Origin of the sequence: Methylomonas sp. LWB (assembly GCF_001856095.1) — a bacterium.
Classification (GTDB): Bacteria; Pseudomonadota; Gammaproteobacteria; order Methylococcales; family Methylomonadaceae; genus Methylomonas; species Methylomonas koyamae_A.
The window spans coordinates 104,140-128,878 of record NZ_MKMC01000056.1 but is presented as its reverse complement, the minus strand read 5'-3'; the positions used below and the strand labels follow the sequence as shown (position 1 = coordinate 128,878).

Annotated in this window: 21 protein-coding genes; 13 read left to right on the top strand and 8 right to left on the bottom strand. The window is 58.9% G+C overall.

The genetic code is table 11. The annotated features are described in order from the left end of the window. Nucleotides 1-2 precede the first annotated feature (2 nt). Together BJL95_RS18730 and BJL95_RS18725 are read left to right on the top strand one after the other, a co-directional pair. Nucleotides 3-3,071, top strand: coding sequence for an efflux RND transporter permease subunit (locus tag BJL95_RS18730; RefSeq protein WP_071160131.1), 3,069 nt, complete (start codon nt 3-5; stop codon nt 3,069-3,071). Between the two features lie 8 nt (nt 3,072-3,079). Then, a complete protein-coding gene (locus tag BJL95_RS18725) occupies nt 3,080-3,406 on the top strand; it encodes a P-II family nitrogen regulator (RefSeq protein WP_071160130.1) in 327 nt (108 codons plus the stop codon). A 39-nt stretch (nt 3,407-3,445) separates the two neighbouring features. Here the strand turns inward: BJL95_RS18725 and BJL95_RS18720 are convergent, their stop codons facing one another. The 4 genes from BJL95_RS18720 to BJL95_RS18705 form a co-directional block, all read right to left on the bottom strand. Further along, entirely contained in the window at nt 3,446-5,290 is a 1,845-nt protein-coding gene (locus BJL95_RS18720) for a bifunctional UDP-sugar hydrolase/5'-nucleotidase (RefSeq protein WP_071160128.1), read from the bottom strand. Between the two features lie 14 nt (nt 5,291-5,304). After that, the gene (locus BJL95_RS18715) at nt 5,305-5,871 is read right to left on the bottom strand and encodes a hypothetical protein (RefSeq protein WP_071160126.1); all 567 of its coding nucleotides are present in this window, start codon (nt 5,869-5,871) and stop codon (nt 5,305-5,307) included. Between the two features lie 262 nt (nt 5,872-6,133). After that, a complete protein-coding gene (speD, locus tag BJL95_RS18710) occupies nt 6,134-6,940 on the bottom strand; it encodes an adenosylmethionine decarboxylase (RefSeq protein ID WP_217631711.1) in 807 nt (268 codons plus the stop codon). Then, nucleotides 6,918-7,337: an OsmC family protein gene (locus BJL95_RS18705; RefSeq protein WP_064026428.1), complete on the bottom strand. Its 420-nt coding sequence runs from the start codon at nt 7,335-7,337 to the stop codon at nt 6,918-6,920. Before BJL95_RS18705 ends, speD begins: the two co-directional genes overlap by 23 nt. A gap of 129 nt (nt 7,338-7,466) precedes the next feature. Between BJL95_RS18705 and crp the strand changes: the two genes are divergently transcribed. Then, the gene (gene crp / locus BJL95_RS18700; RefSeq protein ID WP_064026430.1) at nt 7,467-8,120 is read left to right on the top strand and encodes a cAMP-activated global transcriptional regulator CRP; all 654 of its coding nucleotides are present in this window, start codon (nt 7,467-7,469) and stop codon (nt 8,118-8,120) included. A 54-nt stretch (nt 8,121-8,174) separates the two neighbouring features. On the opposite strand, the gene BJL95_RS18695 is transcribed toward crp, so the two are convergent. Further along, complete coding sequence (locus tag BJL95_RS18695; protein ID WP_064026432.1) at nt 8,175-8,957, bottom strand: dienelactone hydrolase family protein; 783 nt, start codon at nt 8,955-8,957, stop codon at nt 8,175-8,177. Nucleotides 8,958-9,068: 111 nt separating this feature from the next. Here BJL95_RS18695 and BJL95_RS18690 point away from each other — a divergent pair, with 111 nt between their 5' ends. Both BJL95_RS18690 and BJL95_RS18685 read left to right on the top strand, forming a co-directional pair. Then, nucleotides 9,069-10,262, top strand: coding sequence for an MFS transporter (locus BJL95_RS18690; RefSeq protein WP_071160325.1), 1,194 nt, complete (start codon nt 9,069-9,071; stop codon nt 10,260-10,262). Between the two features lie 130 nt (nt 10,263-10,392). Beyond that, nucleotides 10,393-12,648, top strand: coding sequence for a PAS domain S-box protein (locus BJL95_RS18685; RefSeq protein WP_064026434.1), 2,256 nt, complete (start codon nt 10,393-10,395; stop codon nt 12,646-12,648). Here the strand turns inward: BJL95_RS18685 and BJL95_RS18680 are convergent. Further along, the gene (locus BJL95_RS18680) at nt 12,609-13,565 is read right to left on the bottom strand and encodes a peptidoglycan DD-metalloendopeptidase family protein (RefSeq protein ID WP_083386159.1); all 957 of its coding nucleotides are present in this window, start codon (nt 13,563-13,565) and stop codon (nt 12,609-12,611) included. The genes BJL95_RS18685 and BJL95_RS18680 overlap by 40 nt on opposite strands. 8 nt (nt 13,566-13,573) lie before the next feature. Further along, a complete protein-coding gene (gene bamE, locus BJL95_RS18675) occupies nt 13,574-13,918 on the bottom strand; it encodes an outer membrane protein assembly factor BamE (RefSeq protein ID WP_071160123.1) in 345 nt (114 codons plus the stop codon). 105 nt (nt 13,919-14,023) lie between these two features. On the opposite strand from bamE, the gene BJL95_RS18670 reads away from it, so the two are divergent. Then, entirely contained in the window at nt 14,024-15,637 is a 1,614-nt protein-coding gene (locus BJL95_RS18670; RefSeq protein WP_071160121.1) for a YdiU family protein, read from the top strand. A gap of 86 nt (nt 15,638-15,723) precedes the next feature. Further along, complete coding sequence (locus BJL95_RS18665) at nt 15,724-18,174, top strand: retention module-containing protein (protein WP_071160120.1); 2,451 nt, start codon at nt 15,724-15,726, stop codon at nt 18,172-18,174. A gap of 64 nt (nt 18,175-18,238) precedes the next feature. On the opposite strand, the gene BJL95_RS18660 is transcribed toward BJL95_RS18665, so the two are convergent. Next, nucleotides 18,239-18,880, bottom strand: a complete 642-nt coding sequence (locus BJL95_RS18660) for a hypothetical protein (protein ID WP_071160118.1) — start codon at nt 18,878-18,880, stop codon at nt 18,239-18,241. A 262-nt stretch (nt 18,881-19,142) separates the two neighbouring features. Between BJL95_RS18660 and aceE the strand changes: the two genes are divergently transcribed. From aceE to BJL95_RS24845, 6 genes are all read left to right on the top strand, one after another. After that, entirely contained in the window at nt 19,143-21,815 is a 2,673-nt protein-coding gene (gene aceE, locus BJL95_RS18650) for a pyruvate dehydrogenase (acetyl-transferring), homodimeric type (RefSeq protein ID WP_071160114.1), read from the top strand. A 25-nt stretch (nt 21,816-21,840) separates the two neighbouring features. Continuing rightward, nucleotides 21,841-23,139, top strand: coding sequence for a dihydrolipoyllysine-residue acetyltransferase (aceF, locus tag BJL95_RS18645; protein ID WP_071160112.1), 1,299 nt, complete (start codon nt 21,841-21,843; stop codon nt 23,137-23,139). 33 nt (nt 23,140-23,172) lie between these two features. Further along, nucleotides 23,173-23,355 (top strand): hypothetical protein, encoded by a 183-nt coding sequence (locus tag BJL95_RS18640; RefSeq protein WP_071160110.1) that lies wholly within the window; start codon nt 23,173-23,175, stop codon nt 23,353-23,355. Beyond that, nucleotides 23,345-23,749 carry a PIN domain-containing protein gene (locus BJL95_RS18635; protein ID WP_071160108.1) on the top strand — a complete coding sequence of 135 codons (405 nt, stop codon included), beginning with the start codon at nt 23,345-23,347 and terminating at the stop codon, nt 23,747-23,749. The genes BJL95_RS18640 and BJL95_RS18635 overlap by 11 nt, the downstream gene beginning before the upstream one ends. Nucleotides 23,750-24,007: 258 nt before the next feature. Continuing rightward, nucleotides 24,008-24,259, top strand: coding sequence for a hypothetical protein (locus tag BJL95_RS18630; protein WP_139306329.1), 252 nt, complete (start codon nt 24,008-24,010; stop codon nt 24,257-24,259). Between the two features lie 111 nt (nt 24,260-24,370). Next, nucleotides 24,371-24,691, top strand: a complete 321-nt coding sequence (locus tag BJL95_RS24845) for a hypothetical protein (RefSeq protein WP_139306328.1) — start codon at nt 24,371-24,373, stop codon at nt 24,689-24,691. Nucleotides 24,692-24,739: the final 48 nt, after the last annotated feature.

Genomic DNA, 24,739 nt, shown 5'->3' with positions numbered 1-24,739 from the left:
TCATGATCGCGCGCATCATCGCTTTTTGTTTGCAGCAACGCTTGATGGCGATCGGCATGACGCTGGCCGTCGCCGTATCCGGCATCATTGCCTTCGAAAAACTGCCGGTTCAGGCCTTTCCCGACGTGCAGAACGTGTTCGTCCAAGTCGTTACCCAGTATCCCGGCCAGGCGCCGGAAGAGGTCGAAAAGTTGGTCACGCTGCCGATCGAACGGGAAATGAACGGTCTGCCGCATCTGCTGAACATGCGCTCGGTGTCGATCTTCGGCTTGTCGGTGGTGACGTTAACCTTCGACGACGACGCCGAGGATTACTTTTCGCGCCAGCAAGTACTGGAGCGCCTGCACAATGCCGACATTCCGGACGAGGTCAAACCGCAGTTGGGGCCTCTGTCGACCGGCGTCGGCGAGATTTACCGCTACGTGATCGACGCCAAACATCTGCCGTTGACCGAGCAGCGCGCGTTGCAGGACTGGGTGATCGAACCTAAGTTGCGCACCGTGCAGGGTGTGGCCGACGTGATTTCCTACGGCGGCGGCGTCAAGGAATACAAGGTGCTGGTCAAACCCGATCGGCTGAAGAATTACCAACTCGATCTGAACCAGGTGTACGCGGCGATCGCCGCCAATAACACCAACACCGGCGGCGGCTATATCGAGGACGGCGACGAAGCCTTGGTAGTGCGGGGTGTCGGCTTGCTGAAGTCGGCCGACGAAATCGGCGATATCCTCGTCGCCAGCCACGACGGCGTGCCGGTGCGGGTCAAGGACATCGCCGAAATCGCGGTCGGCCCGCAACCGCGCACCGGCATCGTGGCGATGAATCAGCGCGACGACATCGTCGAAGGCATCGTGCTGTTGATCAAGGGCCGCGACGCGGTGGAAGTGGTCAATGGCGTCAAGGACAAGATCGCCGAACTGAACCAGTTCGGCCTGCCGCCCGGCGTCAAAATCACGCCGATTTACGACCGCACCGAGCTGGTCGGCCATACCGTGCATACCGTCGAACACAATATGATCGAAGGCGCGGCATTGATTCTGGTGATTCTGCTGGTGTTTTTGCGCCGCTTCCTAGCGGCCTTGCTGGTCACCTTGATCATTCCACTGTCCTTACTGTTCGCGTTTATTCTGGTCGATGCCGGCGGCGTCTCGGCCAACCTGATTTCGTTGGGCGCGATCGATTTCGGCATTATCGTCGACAGCGCGGTAGTGCTGGTGGAAGCGGTGATGGTGCAAATTACGCTGGATTTGCAGCGCAAGGCCGACATGCGCCATCTGCGTCAATCGCTGTTGAATACCGCCACCGAAATGGGCCGGCCCATTTTGTTTTCCAAGGCCATCATCATCATCGCCTTTTTGCCGATTTTCACGTTCCAGCGCGTCGAAGCCAAAATCTTTTCGCCAATGGCCTACACGCTGAGTTTCGCGTTGGTGGCGTCGATGCTGTTCAGCCTGACCTTCGTGCCGGCGATGCTGACCTATTTGCTCGGCCCGAACATCGGCGAGCGCCACAATCCGTTGGTACACGCGATGGAACGCCACTACCGGCGCCTGCTGGAATGGGTGTTGCGCCACGCCAAAATCGTGTTTACGGCGGCGGTCGCGGCGCTGGTGTTGAGTTTCATGACCGTCCGGCTGATCGGTACCGAATTCATGCCCAAACTGGACGAGGGCAACATCTGGCTGACCATCACGCTGCCGACGCCGGTGTCGCTGACCACCGCCAAGGACATCGAACGGCGGGTGCGCGCCAAGCTGGAAACCTTTAGCGAAGCGAAAATGGTGCTGACCCAGTTGGGCCGGCCCGAAGACGGTACCGATCCGAAAGGCTTCAATAACCTGGAAGCTTTAATCGATCTAAACCCGAAATCGACTTGGCGCTACCATTCCAAGGACGAACTGGTGCAGGCGATGGATAAGGCCTTGGCGGTTTATCCCGGCCTGATGACCAACTTCTCCCAGGTAATTCAGGATAACGTCGAGGAGGCGATTTCCGGCGTCAAGGGCGAGATTGCGATCAAGGTGTTCGGCGGCGATTTGAAAACCTTGCAAGACCAGGCCGATCAAATTACCCAAATCCTGGCCTCGATCCGCGGCGCCACTGACGTGGCCGCCGAGCAGCAAGCCGACTTGGCGCAAGCCATCGTCGAGATCGACCGCGCCAAGATTTCCCGTTACGGCATCAACGTCGCCGACGTGGAGCGGGTCATGGAAATCGGCATGGGCGGTAAGGCGGCTTCTCAGTTTCTGGAAGGCGAACGGCGCTTCGACATCACGCTGCGCTATCAGGAGAACGCCCGCAATTCGATCGCCAGCCTGGAGAATTTGCTGGTCAGCTCGCCGGACGGCTTAAAGATTCCGTTGGCGCAACTGGCGACAATCAAGGTCAATCAGGGCGCGTCGCGCATCAGCCGAGAGGACAACATGCGGCGGATCGCGATCAAATGTAACCTAATCGACCGCGACCAGGGCAGCTTCGTCGCCGAAGCTCGGGAAAAAGTCGCCGAGCAAGTGGCCTTGCCGCCGGGCTATCATATCGTCTGGAGCGGCCAGTTCGAAAACCAGCAACGGGCGATGAAACGCCTGGCCATCATTGTTCCGATCAGTCTGGGATTGATCTTCGTCTTGCTGTTCTGGGCCTTCATGTCGGTTAGAAACGCATTGTTGATCGTGATGAACGTGCCGTTCGCGATGATCGGCGGTTTATTGATCCTGCTGGCGACCGGCATCAATTTAAGCGTGTCGGCGGCGGTCGGATTTATCGCGCTGTTCGGCATCGCGGTACAAAACGGCGTGATTCTGGTATCGCAGTTGAACAAATTGCGCCGCGAAGGTCAGTCCCTGCACGACGCGATCGTCAACGGCTCGGTCAGCCGCTTGCGGCCGGTGGTCATGACCGCGCTGATGGCGATGCTGGGCTTGCTGCCGGCCGCTTTGTCCACCAGCGTCGGTTCGGAAACCGCCAAACCGTTCGCGGTGGTGATTATCGGCGGTTTGGCGACCGCCACCGTTCTAACATTGACCCTACTACCGGCCCTGTACCGTTATTTTTCCGAAGCCGACGAGCCCTAGGACTGCCCATGAAAGAGATACGCGCCTACATCCAACCGCATAAACTCAATCCCTTGACGTTGGCGCTATTGGAGATTCCCGGCTTTCCCGGCATGTCGGTCATGGATTGCGAAGGTTTCGGCCGGGAACGGACCGAACATATTCAGGACTACAAACCGTTCTTGCCCAAGAAGCGTATCGAGATTTTCGCGCCGGACGCACTGGCCGAACGGATTTTTACCACGGTGATGCGCGTGGCCCACAGCGGCCACCACGGCGACGGCAAGGTCTACATGCTGGAGGTCCACAAGGGCGGGCGAATCAGCTCCGGCGAACGCGGCGAGGATTTGGCATAAAAGGGCCGGTCGGCGTCCTATCCGTCCGGCCCCAGCGTTTTAAGGCAGTTTGACGGTGCGCGGCGCGTGTAGCGTCGCGGCGCTTGGATCGTAGGCAGAATGCGGCGGCAGATAGCGGCCCAGGTAGCCGATCAGCGCGTCGATGTCCTGCGCGCCGCCGAGCATGTCGCCGCCCTGGGTGAACACGCTATAGTTGTCGCCGCCGGTCGCCATGAAGTTGTTGACCGTGACCCGGTAGGTTTGGCTGGGGTTGATCACCGCGCCGTCGCTGACAATCAGGTCGGTGGCGGTCGGGTTGCCGCCGGCGTCGTAAACGCTCAGCGATACATTGCGCACCTTCGCGCAAGCCGGCGCGGACTCGCTCCATTCCTGATGCAAGCCGTTGGAGATTTGCAGGATGCGTTGCGAGGTTTGATTGTTCTTGGTCACGCCGTCGGACAACAAACAACCGCCGCCGACGAATTGCTGCTCCAGCACATCTTTTAATTGCGCGGCGGTCAAGGTCAGCGTCACCAAGCTGTTGCCGAAAGGCTGCACCGTAAACGCCTCGCCGTAGCTGACGTCGTGCGGATAGCCGGCGGCGGTGAAGCCTGGATTGCGCACGCCGCCGGGGTTCATCAGCGCAAACTGGGCGCCGCCGAACGCCGCCGCCGAGGTGGCTTGCCATTGCGCATCGGCGATCAAATCGCCGGCCGCCATTTCGCCGGCGCTGTTCGCCGAGTTGGTGGCCGGGCCGGTAATCGTGCCTATCGTGCGAGCCGCCAGCGGTGCCACCAATGCGGCATAACCGTCGACGATGCCTTTGATTTCGGCGTCGGCCGCATAATTGGCGTCCGTCCTGTCCACGGTGATGTTATGCGCATCGACCGCGACGACATCGCCGTTGGCGTGGTTGATGGTCAGGTCGATGTCGGTCAGCACCCGGCCGAACGAACTGGCCTGGGTCACCGGAATCGCGCGGCCGGCCTTGTTGGGCAACTGGCAGATGAAACCGGTGTGGGTGTGGCCGGAAATCACCATGTCCACCGCGTTGTCCAGTTGGGCGACGATGCCCTTGACCGGCGATGTGGTCGGGTCTTGCAAGGCCGCCGAACAATCGTTGATGAAATTCGGCGCCGCGCTGCCTTGCGAGCCGCCTTGATGCAGCAGCACGACGATGGCTTCGACGCCCTGGGCGCGCAATTTCGGCACCAAGCCGTTGACGGTGGCGGCTTCGTCCTTGAACGCCAAACCGGCGACGCCGGCCGGCGTGACGATGGTCGGGGTTTCCTTCAAGGTCAAACCGATGAAGCCGACCTTAAGCTTGCCGCCGGCGGTATTGAAGCTTTTGATGGCGTAAGCCGGAAACACGGTCTTGCCGTTCGCGGTGTTAACCACGTTGGCGGCCAGAAACTTGAATTTTGCGCCTTCGAACGGTACCGGCGTGCCGACCTCGGCGCCCTTGCAGGTGTTGCTGTCGGTCGGATGGCAGCCGCCCGCCTGCATCCGCAGCAACTCGTCCTTGCCTTCGTCGAACTCGTGGTTGCCCACCGCGTTGAACTCCAGGCCCAGGCGGTTCATCGTTTCTATCGTACCTTCGTCGTGAAAAAAGGCCGAGATCAGCGGGCTGGCACCGATCAGGTCGCCGGCCGACACGACGACGCTATTCGGATTCTCCGCTTTCAACGCATCGACGTAAGCAGCCAGCATGTCGACGCCGCCGGCCGGCTTGCTGACGATCGCGGTGCCGGAGCCGCCGGCTTGCACGCCGAAATTGCCCGGCGATTGCAGATTGCCGTGGAAGTCGTTGAATGCGACGATCTTAACGGTGCTGGTGGCGGCTTGCGCGCAACCCAGCGTCGCTAACGCGATGCCGATACCGGCGATCAATTGTTTGTTTCTCATGGCGATTCTCCCAATCAAGCCGAACGGCGCCGTGCCGCGGCAGCCAACAGTCCGCTACCGGACAGCATCAGCCAAGCGGCGCCCGGCAACGGAACCGCCGTCAAGGCAACACCGCCCAAGGTGGCGTTGAATGGTTGATCGTCGGCATCCAGTGCCGAAACCGCCAGCAGGCCGGTGATGTTGTGGCTGCCTGCGCCGAGCAGGAACTCGCCGCGACTGAAGTCGGTTTGGCTCCAGGCTGCGTTAAAATCGATCACGGTCGGCGTATCGCCGTCCACGTAATTGTTGATCCCGACACTGGTATAACCCAGCGCGACACCGTTATCGAAAACCTGAAAACGGTCGCCGGAGAAACCGGCATCGACGACTTTCAGTAGTGCCGGAGCGCTCAACGTGAACTCGAAAGCGATGGCGGAACCGTCGTCGGCGATCCAGCTGAGCGGATCGATGCCGGATTCGGCGGAAAAATCATCGACAACGAACTCGCTCCAACTGCCGTCGACGGCTAAATCGACCGTTTGGGCCTGAGCCGGTAGCGCGAATGCCAGCGCCACCGCCGCGAAAAATCTTGGTTTGAACATAAGTCTGTACCCCATTTGAAAGATGCCGTTGAAGGGGCCGGGACGATTCCGTCCCAGCCACCGCTGGGCATTACAAACCGGGAATATGAAAAGCCGATGACGCTAGCGCGACATTTACGTGGCAAGCGCGCGGACGCCTAGCCGAGGGAGATGATGCTTGGAGTGGGTAGATGGACGGGGAAACCGGCAACCGGCTATGCCGAAGGCTATCGAGCGATGCCGCCGGAATCGACGGCATCGATGCTATCAAGTCAGTAATGGCTTACGAAAAATTGCGGCCGTAGAAGATTTCGGCCATTTCTTCCTGGAGCATTTCCTGGATTTCTTCCTGCTCCTCGTCGCTGAAATTACTCTCCTTTTCGAACAGGTAATTTTCCAGTTCGGTTTCCTTCAGCATCATCTTGGTATGGAAGATGTTCTCCTGATAGACGTTGACGTCGATCATTTGATACAGCTCCTTGGTGCTTTCGGCGATGTAGTTTTGAATCGAGTTGATCTTGTGGTCGATATAGATCTTCTGGCCGGTCACGTCGCGGGTGAAACCGCGCACCCGGTAATCCATGATGACGATGTCGGACTCGAAGCTATGTATTAGATAATTCAAGGCTTTCAACGGCGAAATTTGTCCGCAGGTGGACACGTCGATGTCGGCCCGAAACGTGCAAATATCGGTATCCGGATGACTTTCCGGATAGGTGTGCACGGTGATGTGGCTCTTGTCCAAATGCGCCAAAATCGTGTCGGGCAACGGTCCGGGCGACTCGGAATTCATGCCGGCCGGGATCACCGCGCCCTCGGAAATCAACATCGTTACGCTGGCGCCTTGCGGGTCGTAATCCTGATGAGCGATGTTCAAAATCTGCGCGCCGATGATGTTGGCCACATCCTTCAAAATTTGGGTCAGGCGTTTGGCGTTGTAAGCTTCGTCGATGTATTCGATGTACGCTTTTTCTTGCTCCTTGGGCGCGTAGCAAACGTCGTAAATGTTGAAGCTCAACGATTTGGTCAGGTTGTTAAACCCGTGTAATTGTAATTTGCTCAACCGCTTAACCCTCGATAACTTCGAAATCGTGACTGATTTCCACGCCGGCCTTGCCCAGCATGATGGATGCCGAACAATATTTTTCGGCGGACAGTTTCACCGCCCGCTCCACCGCCGATGCCGGCAGATTTTTCCCGGTCACCTTGAAATGCAGGTGGATTTTGGTAAACACCGCCGGCACGGCGTCGGCGCGTTCGGCGGTCAATTCGGCACTGCAATGCACGATGTCGTGGCGGCCTTTCTGCAGGATGTCGACCACGTCGAACGACGAGCAGCCGCCCACGCCCATCAGCAGCATTTCCATCGGGCGCACGCCCAAATTCCGGCCGCCGTGGTCGGGCGGACCGTCCATCACCACCGTGTGTCCGCTGCCGGACTCGCCGACGAACAATCTGCCGTCGACCCATTTAATCGTTGCTTGCATCCTCTAACCCAAGTCGAAACCAAAATTGACGCGGATTTTACAACGAACCCGTCAAATGTCTTGATTTTTTTCCGAAACTCCTGCACCTTGATAAGGTAGCCAAATCAGTTCACAGAATTATTACAAATTATGAGCTTCGTTAAACAAAACAAGATCTCGCCATCCGCTCTCGAAGCCTTTTTGCGCTTCTGCCATGTCCGGACCTATCCGGCCAAAATCACGATCGTCCGCCCCGGCGACGTCGGCGACAAGTTGTTGTTTGTGGTCGACGGCTCGGTCAGCGTCAGCGTCGAAGACGAAGAAGGCCGGGAACTGATTCTGGCTTATTTGAACAAGCACGATTTCGTAGGCGAAATCGGCGTGTTCAAAAATGCCGAAACCCGTAGCGTGTTGGTGAAAACCCGCACCAAGTGCCAGATGGCGGAGATCGGTTACGAGCGTTTTAAGCAATTGCTGAACGCCGATTTGCGCGATCAGGCCGTCGAAATTCTGACCGTGCTCGGCGAGCAACTCTCCACCCGTTTGCTGATTACCAGCCGCAAATACCGCGACCTGGCCTTCATGGACGTCGAGGGACGTATCGCCCGGACCTTACTGGATCTGTGCAAGGAGCCGGACGCGATCACCCACCCCGACGGCATGCAATTGCACATCACCCGTCAGGAAATCGGTCGTATCGTCGGCTGCTCCAGGGAAATGGCCGGCCGGGTATTGAAGGAGCTGGAAGATAAAGGCTTGATCACCGCCCACGGCAAAACCATCGTCGTGTTCGGCACCCGCTAAATCCGTCCAACGCCCACCATCGGCGCGGCCGCTCCACCGGAACGGCCGCCTAGATCATTTAAATAGCGAATCGAACAGTTCTTGCATCGCCGTCCAGGATAGCCGGTCGGCTTCCGCGTCGTAAGCCACGTCCAACTGGTTGGCCTTGCCGAGACGGTCGGCATCCGGATTGGTAAAACCGTGTTTGACGCCCGGATAATTGACGACGCGATAATCCGCCTTGGCCAGCGCCATTTCCTTTTCGAAGTCCGCGATGCTTTGCGGCGTCACGAAGCCGTCGGCCGCGCCGTTCAACACCAACACCTTAGCCTTGACACTGCCGGGTTTGGCCGGAGTATCGGTCACCAGATTGCCGTGAAAGCTGACCACGGCCGCCAATTCGACGCCTTGCCGCGCCATGTTCAACACAGTCGATCCGCCGAAACAGTAGCCGATCGCGGCAATCTTGCCGACATCGACGTTGGGTTGCTCACGCAAGAATTGCAAGGCCGCCAGAAAACGTTGCTTGGCGATGTCGGCCCGTTCCAGCACCGATTTCATGAAGGCCGACGCTTCGGCGGCGTGTTCGCTGGACTTCCCGTCCCCGTACATATCCACCGCCAACGCGGTATAGCCCAGCTCGGCCAGCATTTTGGCGCGCTGGCGGGCGTAGTCGTTCAAGCCCCACCATTCGTGGACGACCAGCACGCCCGGCTGCTTGAGGCCCTTGGCGTCGTCCCAGGCCAGATAGCCGCGCAGCCGAGTATCGCCGGCGCTGTATTCGACGGTCTGCTCGCGCAACGCGGCTTGCGCGCCGCTCGCGATTAACAGGCTTAACACTAGCCAAATGGGTTTCATGATGTCCTCCTAGTTGCAAAAATGATCGGACCGGCTTTTTATCGCAATCTGTGGTGAAATGCCACCGAAATCGGCGCCGCCGGCGCCCCAGTGCCCCAACCGATCAACAAAATGAACCCATCGAAACCCATCGCCGTTTGGCGGCAAATCCCTGGCGGCGTGTGGGCGCTGGGCTTCGTCAGTCTGTTGATGGACATTTCCTCGGAAATGATTCACAGCCTGCTACCGCTGTTCATGGTCGGCACGCTGGGCGCCAGCACGTTGAGCGTCGGCTTGATCGAAGGCGCAGCCGAAGCCACCGCGCTGATCGTCAAGGTCTTTTCCGGCGTCGCCAGCGATTACCTGGGTAAGCGCAAAAGTCTAGCGCTGATCGGTTACAGTCTGGGCGCGCTGACCAAGCCGCTGTTCGCCATTGCCGCCAGTAGCGGCATGGTGCTGACCGCCCGCTTGCTGGACAGAGTCGGCAAAGGCATACGCGGCGCGCCGCGCGATGCGCTGGTGGCGGACCTGGCGCCGACGGAAATTCGCGGCGCGGCCTTCGGCTTGCGGCAGTCACTGGATAATATCGGCGCGTTTCTGGGCCCTTTGTTGGCGGTGACCTTGATGCTGTGGTGGGGCAACGACTTTCGGGCTGTGTTTTGGGTGGCGGTGATTCCGGGCGCCTTGGCGGTACTGATGCTGCTGGTCGGCGTCAAGGAACCCAAGCATCTGGTCAAGGCCAGGCACGGCAATCCAATCCGCCGCGCCAATCTGCGCCGCTTGGGCAAGACCTATTGGCGGGTCGTGACCATCGGCGCGGTGTTCACATTGGCGCGCTTCAGCGAGGCTTTCCTGGTACTCAGGGCGCAACAGGGGGGCATAGCCTTAGCGCTGGTACCGCTGGTGATGGTGGCGATGAATATCGTGTACTCGGCAACCGCCTATCCGTTCGGAAAATTGTCGGACCGGATTTCGCCGGCGCGCTTACTGAGCTGGGGCTTGCTGGTGCTGATCGGTGCGGACCTGGTGTTGGCCAGCAGCGCCGATTGGCGGGCGACGCTGGCCGGCGTCGGTTTATGGGGCGTTCACATGGGAATGACCCAAGGCCTGCTCGCCAAACTGGTAGCGGACACCGCGCCGGCCGATTTACGCGGCACCGGTTTCGGCTTTTTCAATCTGATCTCAGGCCTGGCAATGCTGGCTGCCAGTGTCGTCGCCGGCTGGCTGTGGGATAGCCACGGCGCGGCGCTGACTTTCGTGGCCGGCGCGATCTTCTCCGCCACCGCGTGGCTGATGCTGCGACTCGATCGTCGCGCGCGTCATTGAAAAGGCCGGGAGTATTCCGCTCGACACGGCGGGCAAGCCATCGCCCTCTTTCCAAAGCCGGACGTAAAGTGTAAGTTAACACTTACAAGCGGCGGCGTTCGACCGTCGTATCGCCAGTTCGAGGCCGTCCGTGAATTTCGCTCCCATCCCCGCTCTGCAACACTCTCGCAAATGGCAGGTCTGGCTGCTGGCCGTGGTACTGGCGCTGCTGCTGACCGAAACCATCGTCGCCGCGATGAGCTGGTTGTTGCGCGGCGTAATCACCTGGGATTATTTGCTGACCGGCTTGGTCGCGTCGCTGATCGTCGCGTCGCTGGTGTCGGGCATCACGGTGTTGCTCCTCGAGAAAATGGCTTCGCTAGACCGCAACATTTTGCAACTGAACACGATCATCGACGCCCTGCCGATACCGATCGCCTTGTTCGACGCCGATCGCCGGATATTACGCCTGAATCCGGCCTTCAGCAACGCGTTCGGCTACCTGGCGGCCGATCTTCCCGATGTCGAAACCTGGCGCCGCAAAGCCTATCCGGACAGCGACTATCGCTATTGGGTAACCGACGAATGGCAGCGCCGGCTGAATTGCGAGCCGCCCCGCTTCGAACCGCTGGAACTCAAGGTTTTTTGCAAGAACGGCATAACCAAAAACGTGGTCGTCACCGTAACGCCGTTGGGGCCGCTCTGCGACCACCTCCACTTGGTAGTGCTGTACGACGTGTCGGAGCGGGTCGAGGCGATGAATGCGCTGGCCGAGTCGCGCAACTTGTTGCAACTGGTGATCGAAACCATCCCGTTGCGCGTATTCTGGAAGGACCGAGCTTCCCGTTATCTGGGCTGCAATGCTTTGTTCGCCGAGGACAGCGGCGCGCCGGACGTGGCGACCGTGATCGGCAAGGTCGACACTCAATTGGCGTGGTACCGGCAAGCGGAGCTCTACCGGCGCGACGACCGTTGGGTCATTGAGTCCGGTCAAGCGAAACTGGCTTACGAAGAACCACAAATCACGTCCGATCACGGCGAATGTGTGCTGCGCACATCGAAAGCGCCGTTACGTAACCGACGCGGCGAAACCATCGGCGTGCTGGGCGTTTACGACGACATCACCGAATTCAAGCAAATCGAATCCGAGCTGTGGTTTACCCGAGCCATGGTCGATAAAAGCAAGACCGCGTTCTACTGGCTGGACGAAAACGGCCGTATCACCTATATCAACGATTACGCCTGCGAAACGCTGGGTTACAGCCGCGCCGAATTGTTGGGCATGTTCCCCTGGCAGTTCAACCTCGATTTGAGCGAGGCGGACTGGCCGATGTTGTGGCAACGTCTACAAGCCGAGGAAATCGTCGTGCTGGAGAGCCGGCACCGCCGCAAGGACGGTACGCTGGTGCCGGTCGAAGTGACCGGACATTACATCCGTTACGGCGATCGTTCGCTGATGTTTGCATTCGCGCAAAATATTAGCGAACGCAAACAAGCCGAAACCCAGTTACGCATCGCCGCCACCGCGTTCGAGTCCCAAGAAGGCATGGCCATCACCGATGCCGACGCGGTGATCCTGAAAATCAATCTGTCGTTTAGCGAAATGACCGGCTACACCCCGGCCGACGCGGTCGGCCGCAACCTTAACCTGTTGCATTCGGATATTCACGACGGCCGATTTTACGACGAAGTATGGAGCGGCTTGCGCCGTAACGGCGTCTGGCAGGGTGAGCTATGGAACAGGCACAAGAACGGCACGGTGTTTCCGGTGTGGCAAACCATGACCGCGGTGCGAGGCGCGGACGGCGCCATCACCCATTTTGTCGCGGCGATGACCGACATCAGCGAGCGCAAGGCCATCGAAGACCACGTCCACCATTTGGCCCACCACGACCCGCTAACCGATCTGCCCAATCGCATCCTGCTCAGCGACCGCTTGCGTCAGGCGCTGGCGCAAGCCAGACGCGAGCAAACCCGGCTCGCCTTGATATATCTGGACCTGGACCAGTTCAAACCGGTCAACGACAGTTACGGTCACGACATCGGCGATTTGCTGTTGCAAGACGTGGCCTGCCGGCTACGGGCCTGCGTCCGCCGCGAATCCGATACGGTATCCCGGCTGGGGGGCGACGAATTCGTGGTTCTGCTGCCACAAATCGACGGCGAGCGCGATGTGGTGGCGATTTCCGAAAAGATTTTGGAAGCCTTGAACCGACCGTTTTCGCTCGAGCAATACGCGGTGAATATTTCGACCAGCTTGGGCATCGCGATTTATCCCAATCACGGAGCCGACGTCAAAACTTTAATGAAGCACGCCGACCAAGCGATGTACCAAGCCAAATGCGCCGGCAAGGGCTGTTATCGGTTCTACGGCGACTCGGCCGCGACGCCGGCCGGAGACGGCTGATCGCCCAGCCACCGGCCCAATTCCGGCGTAAAGCGCCGACCTTGCGCGACGACAAAACGGAATGGCACCGACACCAACGCCATGCCGCGATTGACCTGCACCGCGAAGTGCAGGTGGGGACCGGTGGTAAGGCCGGTATTTCCCGAAAACCCGATCAATTGTCCGGCCGCGACCCGCTCGCCGACCTTGACGAGGGCTTTTTCCAACGCAAGATGGGCATAGACCGCCATCGTGCCGTCGTCATGGCCGATGCGAATCGTGTTGGCTTTGCCGGCATAGGCGGGTTCGGTGCCGTTGCCGTCGAAATCGTTTTCGACATCCAGCACGACGCCGGCGCGCGCCGCATGCACCGGGGTATCGACCGGCATCATGATGTCCACCGCGTACCGATTCTGGTCGTCGGTATGGCTGTATTCGCCGCCGAAGCCTTGGGTGATTTGAAAGCGGCTTCCCAACGCCAACGGCGGGCGGTAATCGGGGTCCCCCGGCGCTTCGGCCAGCGGCTGGCCGAGCACATAGCGATATTGCAAACCGTAGTGCCATCGGCCGGCGCCGGGAACGGCGCCAACCGCGAACAGCGGTGCGGACAGACCGGGACCGACAACGAAACGGCTCGGCAGCGCTGGCTGGGCCTCGACGTTTTCGCCGTCCCGCCAGTCGATCTCGACTTCAATCGGTCCCGGATAGGTGTTGCGAACCGCGAAGGTCGCGCGTCGGTCGTCGCCGGATTTTTCCAGCCACACTCTCTGAGCGGCGGCCGGTTTCATTTGCCGAATCTCGATCGGACCGGCGTCCGGCGGCGCCTGGTCGCTGTAATGCCAGAGGCCCTGGGGATCGCGGTATTTGTAAAGTTTTTTGGCGTCGGCGCCGCCGCAAATCAGCACCAGCACCATCGCCAAGCCGCCGCGCGCCGACACGCCGCGAACTACTTCCGGGTAGAGCTGAACGTGTAGGATTTGACGACGCCCTGGTTATCGAAGCGAATCAGCAAATCCTGAGTGTCGTCGCCGCCGAACAGCGAATATTTGTAGATGCCGTAGGTCCACGTCGGCCGGCCGTCTTCCATGCCGGTACGCCAGGGCGTGCCGAACAGTTCGGTGATGTCCTGTTTGCGGGTTTGACCGACTTTGATTTCCGGTACTCTGGACGCGGCGAATTCCTGACCGACCGTGACGCAACCGCTCAACGGCAGCGCCGACAGGCCGGAAAGCATCAGGGCCGAACCCAGGGAAACAGCCCGCAAGCTGAATATTTTCGCGATATTTCTCATAAGCATTGCCTGATAGGGAAATTGATTGATATAAGTAGCGGAACGCCGCGTATCTTAGCCGGTTCGCGCAACGATTCGTAATTTTTAGCCCGTGAGTCGATTACCATGCCAGCCTCAGCCGATAGCCTCCCCCTCGATAGCCTGCGCTTCGACAACCGATTCGTCCGCGAGTTGCCGGGCGACCCGGAACCCGACAATTTTCGCCGCCAAGTGTATGCGTCCTGTTATTCGAAAGTCACACCCAGCAGGGTCAAGAACCCGCGACTAGTGGCCTACGCCGCCGACCTGGCCGAGGAACTGGGCATTGCCGAGGAGGTCTGTCGCTCCGACGATTTTTGCCAAGTCTTCGCCGGCAACCGGCTGGCGGACGGGATGGAGCCGTTCGCGATGGGATACGGCGGTCACCAGTTCGGGCATTGGGCCGGACAACTGGGCGACGGCCGCGCCATCAATCTCGGCGAAGTGATCTGCCCGGACGGCTCGCGGCAAACCCTGCAATTGAAGGGCGCCGGCCTGACCCCGTATTCGCGTAGCGCCGACGGCCTGGCGGTATTGCGCTCGTCGATTCGGGAATTTTTGTGCAGCGAGGCGATGCACCATCTCGGCGTACCGACCACCCGCGCGCTCAGCGTCGTGTTGACCGGCGAAACCGTGGTGCGCGACATGTTTTACGACGGCAATCCGCAATTGGAACCGGGCGCGATTGTGTGCCGGGTCGCGCCGTCCTTCGTTCGTTTCGGCAACTTCCAATTATTCACCGCCCGCGACGACCTGGAGTCGCTGAAAGCCTTGGTGGACTACACGATACGCAACGACTTTCCGGAATTGGGCGAACCGTGTACCGCCGTTTACCTGCAATGGTTCGCCGAAGTCTGCCGGAAAACCGCCGATATGGTGGTGCATTGGCAACGGGTCGGCTTCGTCCACGGCGTGATGAATACCGACAACATGTCGATTCTGGGCTTGACCATCGATTACGGCCCCTACGGCTGGCTGGAAAACTACGATCCGGACTGGACGCCCAACACCACCGATGCCCAAGGCCGCCGCTACCGTTACGGCAACCAACCCAAAATCGCCTATTGGAATCTGGTGCAACTGGCCAACGCCTTGTATCCGCTGGTTAAGCGCGCCGAGGGCTTGCAGCAGGCCCTGCAAAGCTTTACCGATACCTTCGATCGGCAATGGCAGGCGACGCTGGCCGCCAAACTCGGCTTGTCGGCATTCGATGCCGAAGCCGGCGACGAGGCCCTGACCCATCGCGTGTTGAAGTTGTTGCAGAATGCCGAAACCGACATGACGCTGTTCTTCAGGCAACTGGCCGATATCGATATCGCCGGATCGGCCGACGAGCAAGCCAATGCCGAATTTATCGAGCTGTTGCAACGAAACAGTTACGAGACCTTGAGCGAAGCCGTCGTCGAAATGGCCGAGCGCTGGTTCGGCGATTATCGGAAAAGGCTGTTAAGCGACGGCCTGCCGCAAAGCGAGCGCCGCGAAATCATGAATCGGGTCAATCCCAAATACGTGTTGCGCAATTATTTGGCCCAACAAGCCATCGATCTGGCCGAACAAGGCGATTTCAGCCTGGTTTGGGAGTTGCTGGATTTATTGCGCGCGCCGTATGCCGAGCAACCCGAGCGCGATCGGTTCGCCGCGAAGCGGCCGGATTGGGCCAAGGAACGCGCCGGTTGTTCGATGCTCTCGTGTAGTTCGTAATTTTCGGCGTCGTGACACTGGCGCGTAACCCGACATGGCTTATCATTGTCGCTTGATTTTTCGCTGAGGCATTCAAAGGAGCTCTCATGGCCGTAGGAACCGTTACTGTTGTCACCGGCACCGTTACCGCGCTTTCCGCCGACGGCGGCCGGCGCATACTGCAGGTGGGCGACCGCATCGACGCGACGGACATCTTGGAGACCGCCGACGGCGCCAGCCTGGTGGTTGCATTGGATGGCGGCGGCAGTCTGGACATGGGCGGTAACGACCGGATGGCGCTTGGCGACGCGTTGCCGGACGGTGGCGATATAACCGCCAACGGCCAGGCCCAAGCCAGCGGCCCCAGCGTGGAAGACATTCAGGCCGCGTTGTTGGCCGGCCAGGATCCGACCAAGGTGGCAGATCCCACCGCGGCCGGCGCACCGGCGGCGGGCGGCGGGCCCGGCGGCGGCAATGAAGGCCACGGCATCGTCAGCATCGATTATTTAAATCCGGTCGCGCCGGTCAACAACGGCTTCGATACGATAGGCCCGGTCGTGGCGTTCAACGACATCGCCCCGCAAGTCCTGCTACTCGATCCGCGCCGCCTGCCTGCAACCGCGGACGGCGGGCTCAACCAACCGCCGATCGCGGTCGACGACGGCTCGAGCGGATTGCCGGCCGGCACGCCGGTGACCTTGGACGTGCTCGGCAACGACAGCGACCCGGATGGCAGCCTGGACCCGACCAGCGTGCAAATCGTCGGCACCGCCGCGCCCGGACAGTCACTAACGGTGGCCGGGGAGGGCGTGTGGAGTGTGGACCCCGTCAGCGGTGCGATCACGTTTACCCCAGCCGCCGGCTTCGTCGGCGATCCGACACCGATTCAATACAGCGTCGCCGACAATCTCGGCCTACGTTCCGATCCAGCCACGGTCAGTATCGACTACAACCTACCGCCGGTGGCCGGCGACGACGGCATCTCCGGCCTAGCTCCAGGCAACGCCGCGACATTAACCGTATTGGGCAACGACAGCGACCCGGACGGTAGCGTCGATCCGACCAGTATTCAGATTGTCGGCACGTCGGCGCCGGGCCAAGCGCTAGTGGTCGCGGGCCAGGGCACCTGGAGCATCGACCTCGGGTCCGGCACCATCACATTTACGCCGATCGCCGGCTTCATCGGCGACCCGATCCCGATTCAATACACCATCGCCGATAATCTGGGTTTGCGTTCGGAGCCGGCCACGGTCAGCGTCGATTACGCCCCGGCGGTCACGGCGCTCGATTCGGCCGTCGACGAAAGCGACGCCGACCGATCCGTGACAGCAGCATTGACGATAGACGGCGCGGCGCCGGCTTCGGTCACGTTGGCCGCCGTCGGCGCCACTTGGAACCCGGCGACGCAGACATTGACCGATGATGGCGGCCATTACACCGTGAAGGTCGAGAACGGCACCTATCAATTTACTCTGCTGCAACCGTTGACCCACACCGGCAGCGGCAACCCACTGGCATTCGACATCTCGGCAAGCTTGACCGCCGCCGATGGCAGTAGCGCGAATACCGATTTTACCGTAACGGTTTACGACGACGGCCCCACCGTGACCAATGCCAACGGTCAACTGAAAGATTCCGTCGGCGAAGCGTTAACGCAGTTGATCGATTACGACTTGGGATTCGACGGCTTGGGCAGTGTTACGCTGAACCTGCCCGAAATTTCCGCTGACGGCGCGCCCTGGCAATTGACGTCGGACGCCGACGCGGTCAGCTTCGCGGTTGCCGACACCAACGGGGACGGCTTGGACGAAATCTACGCCTTCATCGACAAAGGCCCTCAGGGATTGGATGCCAGCGACCGGATGGTGTTTACGTTGACGCCGACGCAAAACGGCTCCGCAATCGGCGATTACACGCTAACGCTCTACCAAGTACTGGATCTGCCCCCGGCCGATAGCGTGACGCTCGGCTTCGGCACCACCAGCACCGGGCCCGCCGGGCAAGTGGCGGTCGGCAATTCGCTGCTGGTGACGGGCAGCGACCTTAATGTCGCCAACGGTCACATCGGGATAGGCAACGCCAGCCTGGACAAGGGCGAATCGATTACCTACCAGTTCGGAACGGTCGATAACTTCGATGTATCCGTCAAACAATTGGTGAATTCGGTACAGTTGCAGGAATTCAACACCAATAGCGGCGCCGATGCGTTTCGCTGGACCGCCTATCGCGACGGCGCCGTGGTCGGTAGTAAGACTGTGAGTTTTACCGCGACAGCCGGCGGCGATTACGCGCCGGCGATCACCGTGGACGGCGGTTACGATACGCTGAAGATTCAGGTGATCTCCGGCGGTTTCGAGGTTGGCGGTCTGAAATACCTGAATCTACCCAACACCCAGCAGCTCGATTTGAAATTCGGTTTTACCGCGACCGATGGCGACGGCGACAGCGTGACCGGCAGCTTTACCGTCGATACCGGGGCCTTGCTCACGACACAATTGCAAACCCCGGCCAGCGTATTGGAACACCCCGATAGCTTGCACGCGCTGTCCACGCCGTAAAATCGAAACCTCCAGGCATAAAAAAACCGGCTCGCGCCGGTTTTTTTATGCTGACAGCATAACGCTAAATCAAATGCCGGCGTCCGCCAACGCCCAACACACCGAGCAAGCCGGTCGTAAACAGCCAAGTCGCGGCCGGCAGAGGTACCGCAGCCACCGAATAAGTCAGCGTCGCTTGCAAGGATGGCGGAAATTGGTCGGACAAGCCGCTGTTGAACAAATCCAGATCGACCCCATCGGACAAGGTCAATCGAATCACAACCCGACCGTCCTGAGTCCAGTTAACGATGTCGTCGCCGCTGATATCGAAACTTCTGGTCCAACGTACCCAAGAAATGTCGCCGCCCTCGGCGCCCAATTCGGTGGCCGTGCCGTAGCCGGTTTGCGGCCGCGCATCCCAATCGTAAAGATAGTAATCGTCGCCGGGGACGTAGCTGTCGAGCACGACGGCGTTGACCGATTCGTTGGCGGCGTCGATCGTGTAATCGCCGGTGGCGCTGATCGTGAACACGCCATCAATGAAGGTGGCGATGACGGCTTCTGGAATTTCGAAGTCGAAGGTTCTGGCGGTATTGCTCGGCGAGAAGACTTCAGAAGTGTAGGTAACCTGGTTGGGCGGGGTGTAGGTAACCGTGGTGGCATTCGCGTGAGAAGCGGCGAAGGCCATTCCCAGCAAGGCGAAGAGTTTGGATAACGTGGTCTGCATAAGGACTTACCCATGACTAAAAAGGATGGTCCAATTCTACGCGATCCGCGCTCGGCAGGCCACTGGACGAATGGGAAACTCGTCTCTTTACGATACGGAATGTTCGGTATCGGTCCGCAAGCGGCAAGCCGCCGCCGATTGCGATTTTTCGATCGCGGCGCAAAGCCAACAAATTGGCCGAAAGCCTCCCAAAAAAACATGCTTGCGCCGACCATTTCGGGTATCCTTTTTAAGCTCATCCCACGTTATTCCAGGTTCCGAAATGACCAACAATACCGACATTGCCGGCAAACACGATATCGATCCCGCAGAAACTCAGGAATGGATGGAGGCGCTACAGGCGGTCATCGAAAAGGAAGGCAGCGACCGCGCCAGCTACCTGATCGAAACCCTGCTTGAAACCGCCAGGCAATCCGGTCTGGATATACCCTTCTCCGCCAACACCCCCTACATCAACACGATCCCGGTCGATAAGCAGCCGAAGTATCCCGGCAACACCGATATCGAACGCACCGTCCGCTCCTACGTGCGCTGGAACGCGATGATGATGGTGTTGCGCGCCAACAAATACACCAATGTCGGCGGCCATATCGCCAGCTTCGCGTCGGCGATTACCTTGTACGACGTCGGCCAAAACCATTTCTGGAACGCCGCTTCGGACAAGCACGGCGGCGACCTGATTTTCTCGCAAGGCCATTCGGCGCCAGGGACTTACGCCCACGCCTTCTTGCTGGGGCGCTTGAGCGAGGCGCAAATGGACAATTTCCGCCAGGAAGTCGGCGGCAACGGCTTGTCGTCCTATCCGCATCCCTGGCTGATGCCGGAATTCTGGCAATTTCCGACCGTGTCGATGGGGCTGGGGCCGATCATGGCGATTTACCAAGCCCGCTTCATGCGCTACATGCAGGATCGCGGCATGACCAATACCGACGGCCGGAAAGTGTGGGCCTTCCTTGGGGACGGCGAGACCGACGAGCCGGAAACCCTGGGCGCGATCGGCATGGCCGGCCGCGAAAAACTGGATAACCTGATTTTCGTCGTCAACTGCAACCTGCAACGTCTGGACGGCCCGGTACGCGGCAACGGCAAGATCATTCAGGAATTGGAAGGCAACTTCCGCGGCGCCAACTGGAACGTCATTAAAGTCATCTGGGGCCGGCGCTGGGACGCCATCCTGGCGCGCGACAAGGACGGCTTGGTGGTCAAACGCATGATGGAATGCGTCGACGGCGACTACCAGACTTTCAAATCCAAGGACGGCGCCTATGTCCGGGAGAAGTTCTTCAATACGCCGGAACTCAAGGAACTGGTCAAGGATTACACCGACCGCGATATCTGGGAACTGAATCGCGGCGGTCACGACCCGATCAAGGTCTTCGCGGCCTACAACGCGGCGGCCAACCACCAAGGCCAGCCGACCGTGATTCTGGCCAAAACCATCAAAGGTTACGGCATGGGCGATTCCGGTCAGGCGCAAAACACCAGCCATCAGCAAAAGAAGATGAGTCTGGAGTCGATCAAAGCCATCCGCGACCGCTACCAATTGCCGATCAGCGACGAAGAACTACCCAATTTGCCCTATATCCGCTTCGCGGAAGACTCCGAAGAACTCAAATATTTGCGGCAACGCCGCGTCGATCTGGGCGGCTATTTGCCCGCGCGACGCCCTAAATCCTATCCTCTGGAAATTCCGGCTCTGCCGGCCTTCAAAGCCCTGCTGGAAGGCACCGGCGAAGGTCACGAGATTTCAACGACGATGGCCTTCGTCCGTATCCTCAACATCCTGGTCAAGGACAAGCAAATCGGCAAGCGGGTCGTCCCCATCGTGCCGGATGAATCGCGCACCTTCGGCATGGAAGGCATGTTCCGCCAGCTCGGCATTTGGTCGCAGGTTGGTCAGCTTTACACGCCGCAAGACGCCGAACAACTGATGTTCTACAAGGAAGACAAGCACGGCCAAGTGTTGCAGGAAGGCATCAACGAAGCCGGCGGCCTGTGCGACTGGATCGCGGCCGGTACCGCCTATTCGACCCACGGCGTGCCGATGATTCCGTTCTTCATTTACTACTCGATGTTCGGTTTCCAACGCGTCGCCGATTTGATCTGGGCCGCCGCCGATCAACGCACCCGCGGCTTCCTGCTGGGCGGCACCGCCGGTCGCACCACCTTGAACGGCGAAGGCTTGCAGCACGAAGACGGCCACAGCCATTTGGTGGCGGCGACCGTGCCCAACTGCTATTCCTACGATCCGACCTTCGCCTTCGAACTGGCCGTGATCGTCCACGACGGCTTGCGCCGGATGTATGTCGAACAGGAAGACATTTTCTACTACATCACCTTGATGAACGAAAACTACGATCAACCCGCGTTGGTCGAAGGTTCGGAAGCCGATATTCTGAAGGGCATGTATTTGTTCAAGAAAGGCCCGAACAGTAAAAAGCCGCGCGTGCAACTGCTGGGTTCCGGCACCATCTTTATCGAGGTCATCGAAGCCGCCGGATTACTCCACGACGATTGGGGCGTCGATGCCGACTTGTGGAGTTGCCCCAGTTTCACCGAACTGGCGCGCGACGGCCAAAGCTGCGAGCGCTGGAATCGACTGCATCCCACAGAAAAGCCGCGTACCACGCATATCGAACATTGCCTGGGCGGCGCCAAAGGCCCTATCGTCGCCGCGACCGACTATATGCGCGCCTTTGCCGAACAAATTCGGCCTTGGGTCAAACAACCTTACACGGTCTTGGGTACCGACGGCTTCGGCCGGTCCGACACCCGCGCCAATTTGCGCAGTTTCTTCGAGGTGGACCGCTACCACGTGGCCGTCGCCGCGCTGCACGCGCTGGCCCAAGGTGGCGAGTTCGACGCCGCGAAAGTCGAGGTGGCCATCGCCAAATACAATATCAATCCCAACGTCACCGCGCCCTGGTTGATTTAACGGCTGATTTAACGGAAAGCGACACATGAGTTCTTTAATCGAAGTAAAAGTCCCCGACGTCGGCAACGTGCCGGAAATCGACATCGTTGAGGTATTGGTCCAGCCCGGCGACGTCGTCGCCATCGAGCAGACCCTGGCGGTCATGGAAACCGACAAGGCGACCATGGACTTGCCGTCCAGCGCGGCCGGCATCATCAAGGCCGTACACATCAAGCCGGGCGACAAAGTCGCCGAAGGCAGCCTGATCGCCACCGTCGAAGTCGGTGAAGCCGCTGCCGTGCCCGCGGTTGCCGAGGCCGCGCCCGCGCCGGCCCCGGCGGGACCCGCCGAAGTCGTTCCCGCTCCGGTCGCCGAAGCGCCCAAACCCGAAGCGGCTAAACCGGCACCAGCGCCTGCCGCTCCGGTCGTTGCCAACGAAGGCTTCAAGCCTCACGCCACTCCCAGCGTGCGCTTGTTTGCCCGCGAACTCGGCGTCGATTTGAGCAAAATTCCCGCCGGTAGCGGCCGCAAGGGACGTATCCTACAAGACGACGTGAAAAACTTCGTCAAGCAAGTGATGACCTCGGCGCCGGCGACAACCGGCGGTGCCGGCATACCAGCAATTCCGGCCGTCGATTTCAGCCAGTTCGGCGAAATCGAGGAAAAACCGTTGAGCAAAATCAAACGCCTGACCGGCCAAAACCTAACCCGCGTCTGGCTCAACTTGCCGCTGGTGACTTACCATGATGAAGTTTCTATCGACGAGATGGAAGAATTCCGCAAATCCGTCAACGCCGGCCAAGGCAAGGACGGCGTCAAGCTGACCGGCCTGGTGTTCATCATGAAGGCGCTGGTCGCGGCGATGCAAAAGTATCCGGCGTTCAACAGTTCCTTGTCCCCGGAAGGCGACAAGCTGTACTTCAAGAAATATTTCCATATCGGCATCGCCGTCGATACCCCGAACGGTTTGGTGGTGCCGGTGATAAGGGACGTCGACAAGAAAGGCATTTTCCAACTGTCGACCGAGTTGGCCGAAATGAGCGAACTGGCCAGACTCGGCAAGTTGAAACCCGCCGACATGCAGGGCGGTTGCATGACCATTTCCAGCCTGGGCGGCATCGGCGGCACCGCGTTCACACCCATCGTCAACGCCCCGGAAGTCGCGATCCTGGGCGTGACTCGTTCCAAGGTGCAACCGGTCTGGAACGGAAAGGAATTCGAACCGAAACTGATGCTACCCTTGGACATCACCTACGACCACCGCGTCATCGACGGCGCCGAGGGTGCGCGCTTCATGGAAGCGTTGAAAGCCAATCTGGCGGATATACGGCGCTTGTTGTTGTAAACAACCAGGATCAACTTCCTTGGAGAGGTCAGTATGCAAACACTGAATTTAGAAAAACTACCGGACTTTGCCAGGCACGAATTGGAGGATTTTTATCAATTTTTGTTGCAAAAATACGCCGATCAACAACAAGACCCCAAGGAATCAGCGCCGCTAGCGCCTCGTTTGGTTAAACCATTCGAACCCCTGCCACGCGAAGCGGTTTATGAGCGTTAGCAGTTTTGTCGATTCCAACGTCTGGCTTTATGCTTTCATGGATGAAAGTTCGCCCAAACACCAGCAAGCTTTAACGGTTATCGCGCAGCCCGGCGTAACTCTCAGCACTCAAGTCGTAAACGAAGTCTGCAACAATCTGCTGCGAAAAGCCGGATACACTGAGCAAGAGATTCGGCAAACCGTGGAAAATTTCCGGCAACGTTATCCGATACATGCCGTCACATTGGATGATGTACGCCGGGCCTCCGAATTACGCGAATCGTTCAGTTTGTCCTATTGGGATAGTTTGGTGGTCGCCTCGGCAATTGCTGCCGATTGCCGAATTATTTACTCGGAAGATATGCATCATGGTTTAAACATAAACGGTTTACAGCTACTCAACCCTTTTGTTTAACTTTCCCCGCAACCTCGGTTAGCGAAGCGTAACCGAGATTTAAGCGTCAAGTCCTGGCAAAAATGCTTCATTCCCGCGATTACGCGTCGCTAAACGCGACTACGCGGGCTGTCTTCTATCGGCTTCCACCAAAATGGATAATACTCAATACAAATAATGAATGATGTTAGAATCCAGCTCGCTCGACTAAACCTGCTTCTGAACCTATCGGCCGAGCTCCGCTGGAAAGCCAGCGTGTTGTAGCGAAGATAACGGCGCTTGAAACCATTTTCTATTTCAAAAGTACAAGGAAAAATGATGCATCCCCGCACAAGTATTTTGTTTCGTAATATCTGTTTCGCCGCCAGCTTGTTGGCAATGATTGACAACGTTCATGCCGGAAAAGTGGTAACTGGTGCCACAATATTGGATAGCGAAAAGTTTGTAATCAACTCCGCAACCAGTTCCCTGGCTTATAACCCTGGGACGATTTCGTTTGAAATCGGCATGTCACCCACAGTCAATTATTAGCTGAGCGGCTCGTTTGATGCTACTGTCTGGACTCTGGATGGAAGTAGCAACACTTGGCTGACCATCAGCAATCTCAACCTGTCTACAAGTAACCTGCCAAGCGGTTTTCAAATGCCGGATTTCATCAATAGCCAGCTTACGGGTCCTGCTTTTTCCGGTGGCGGCAACCCCTGTGCATACTTCCCATACGGCGGTTCTTGTTATGCCATTGGGAGCTTTCCTTCTATCGTAGGACAACTACAAAACGGCTCCATCAGCTTCAATGCTTTTTTTCCGGTTGGCGTGGCTATTTACGGCGGCGGGTCCACATATCAGATCAATGCGACGGCAGCCGTGGTACCGGTCCCAGCCGCTTTCTGGTTATTTGCGTCTGTATTGGGACTTTGCGGATTTAAGGTTCGGCAACAAACGGTCTCGGTAGATCGAGGCTAGGTGTTACTCGGAAGGCGGAACGCATTAGCAATTCCGTCTTCCGTACAC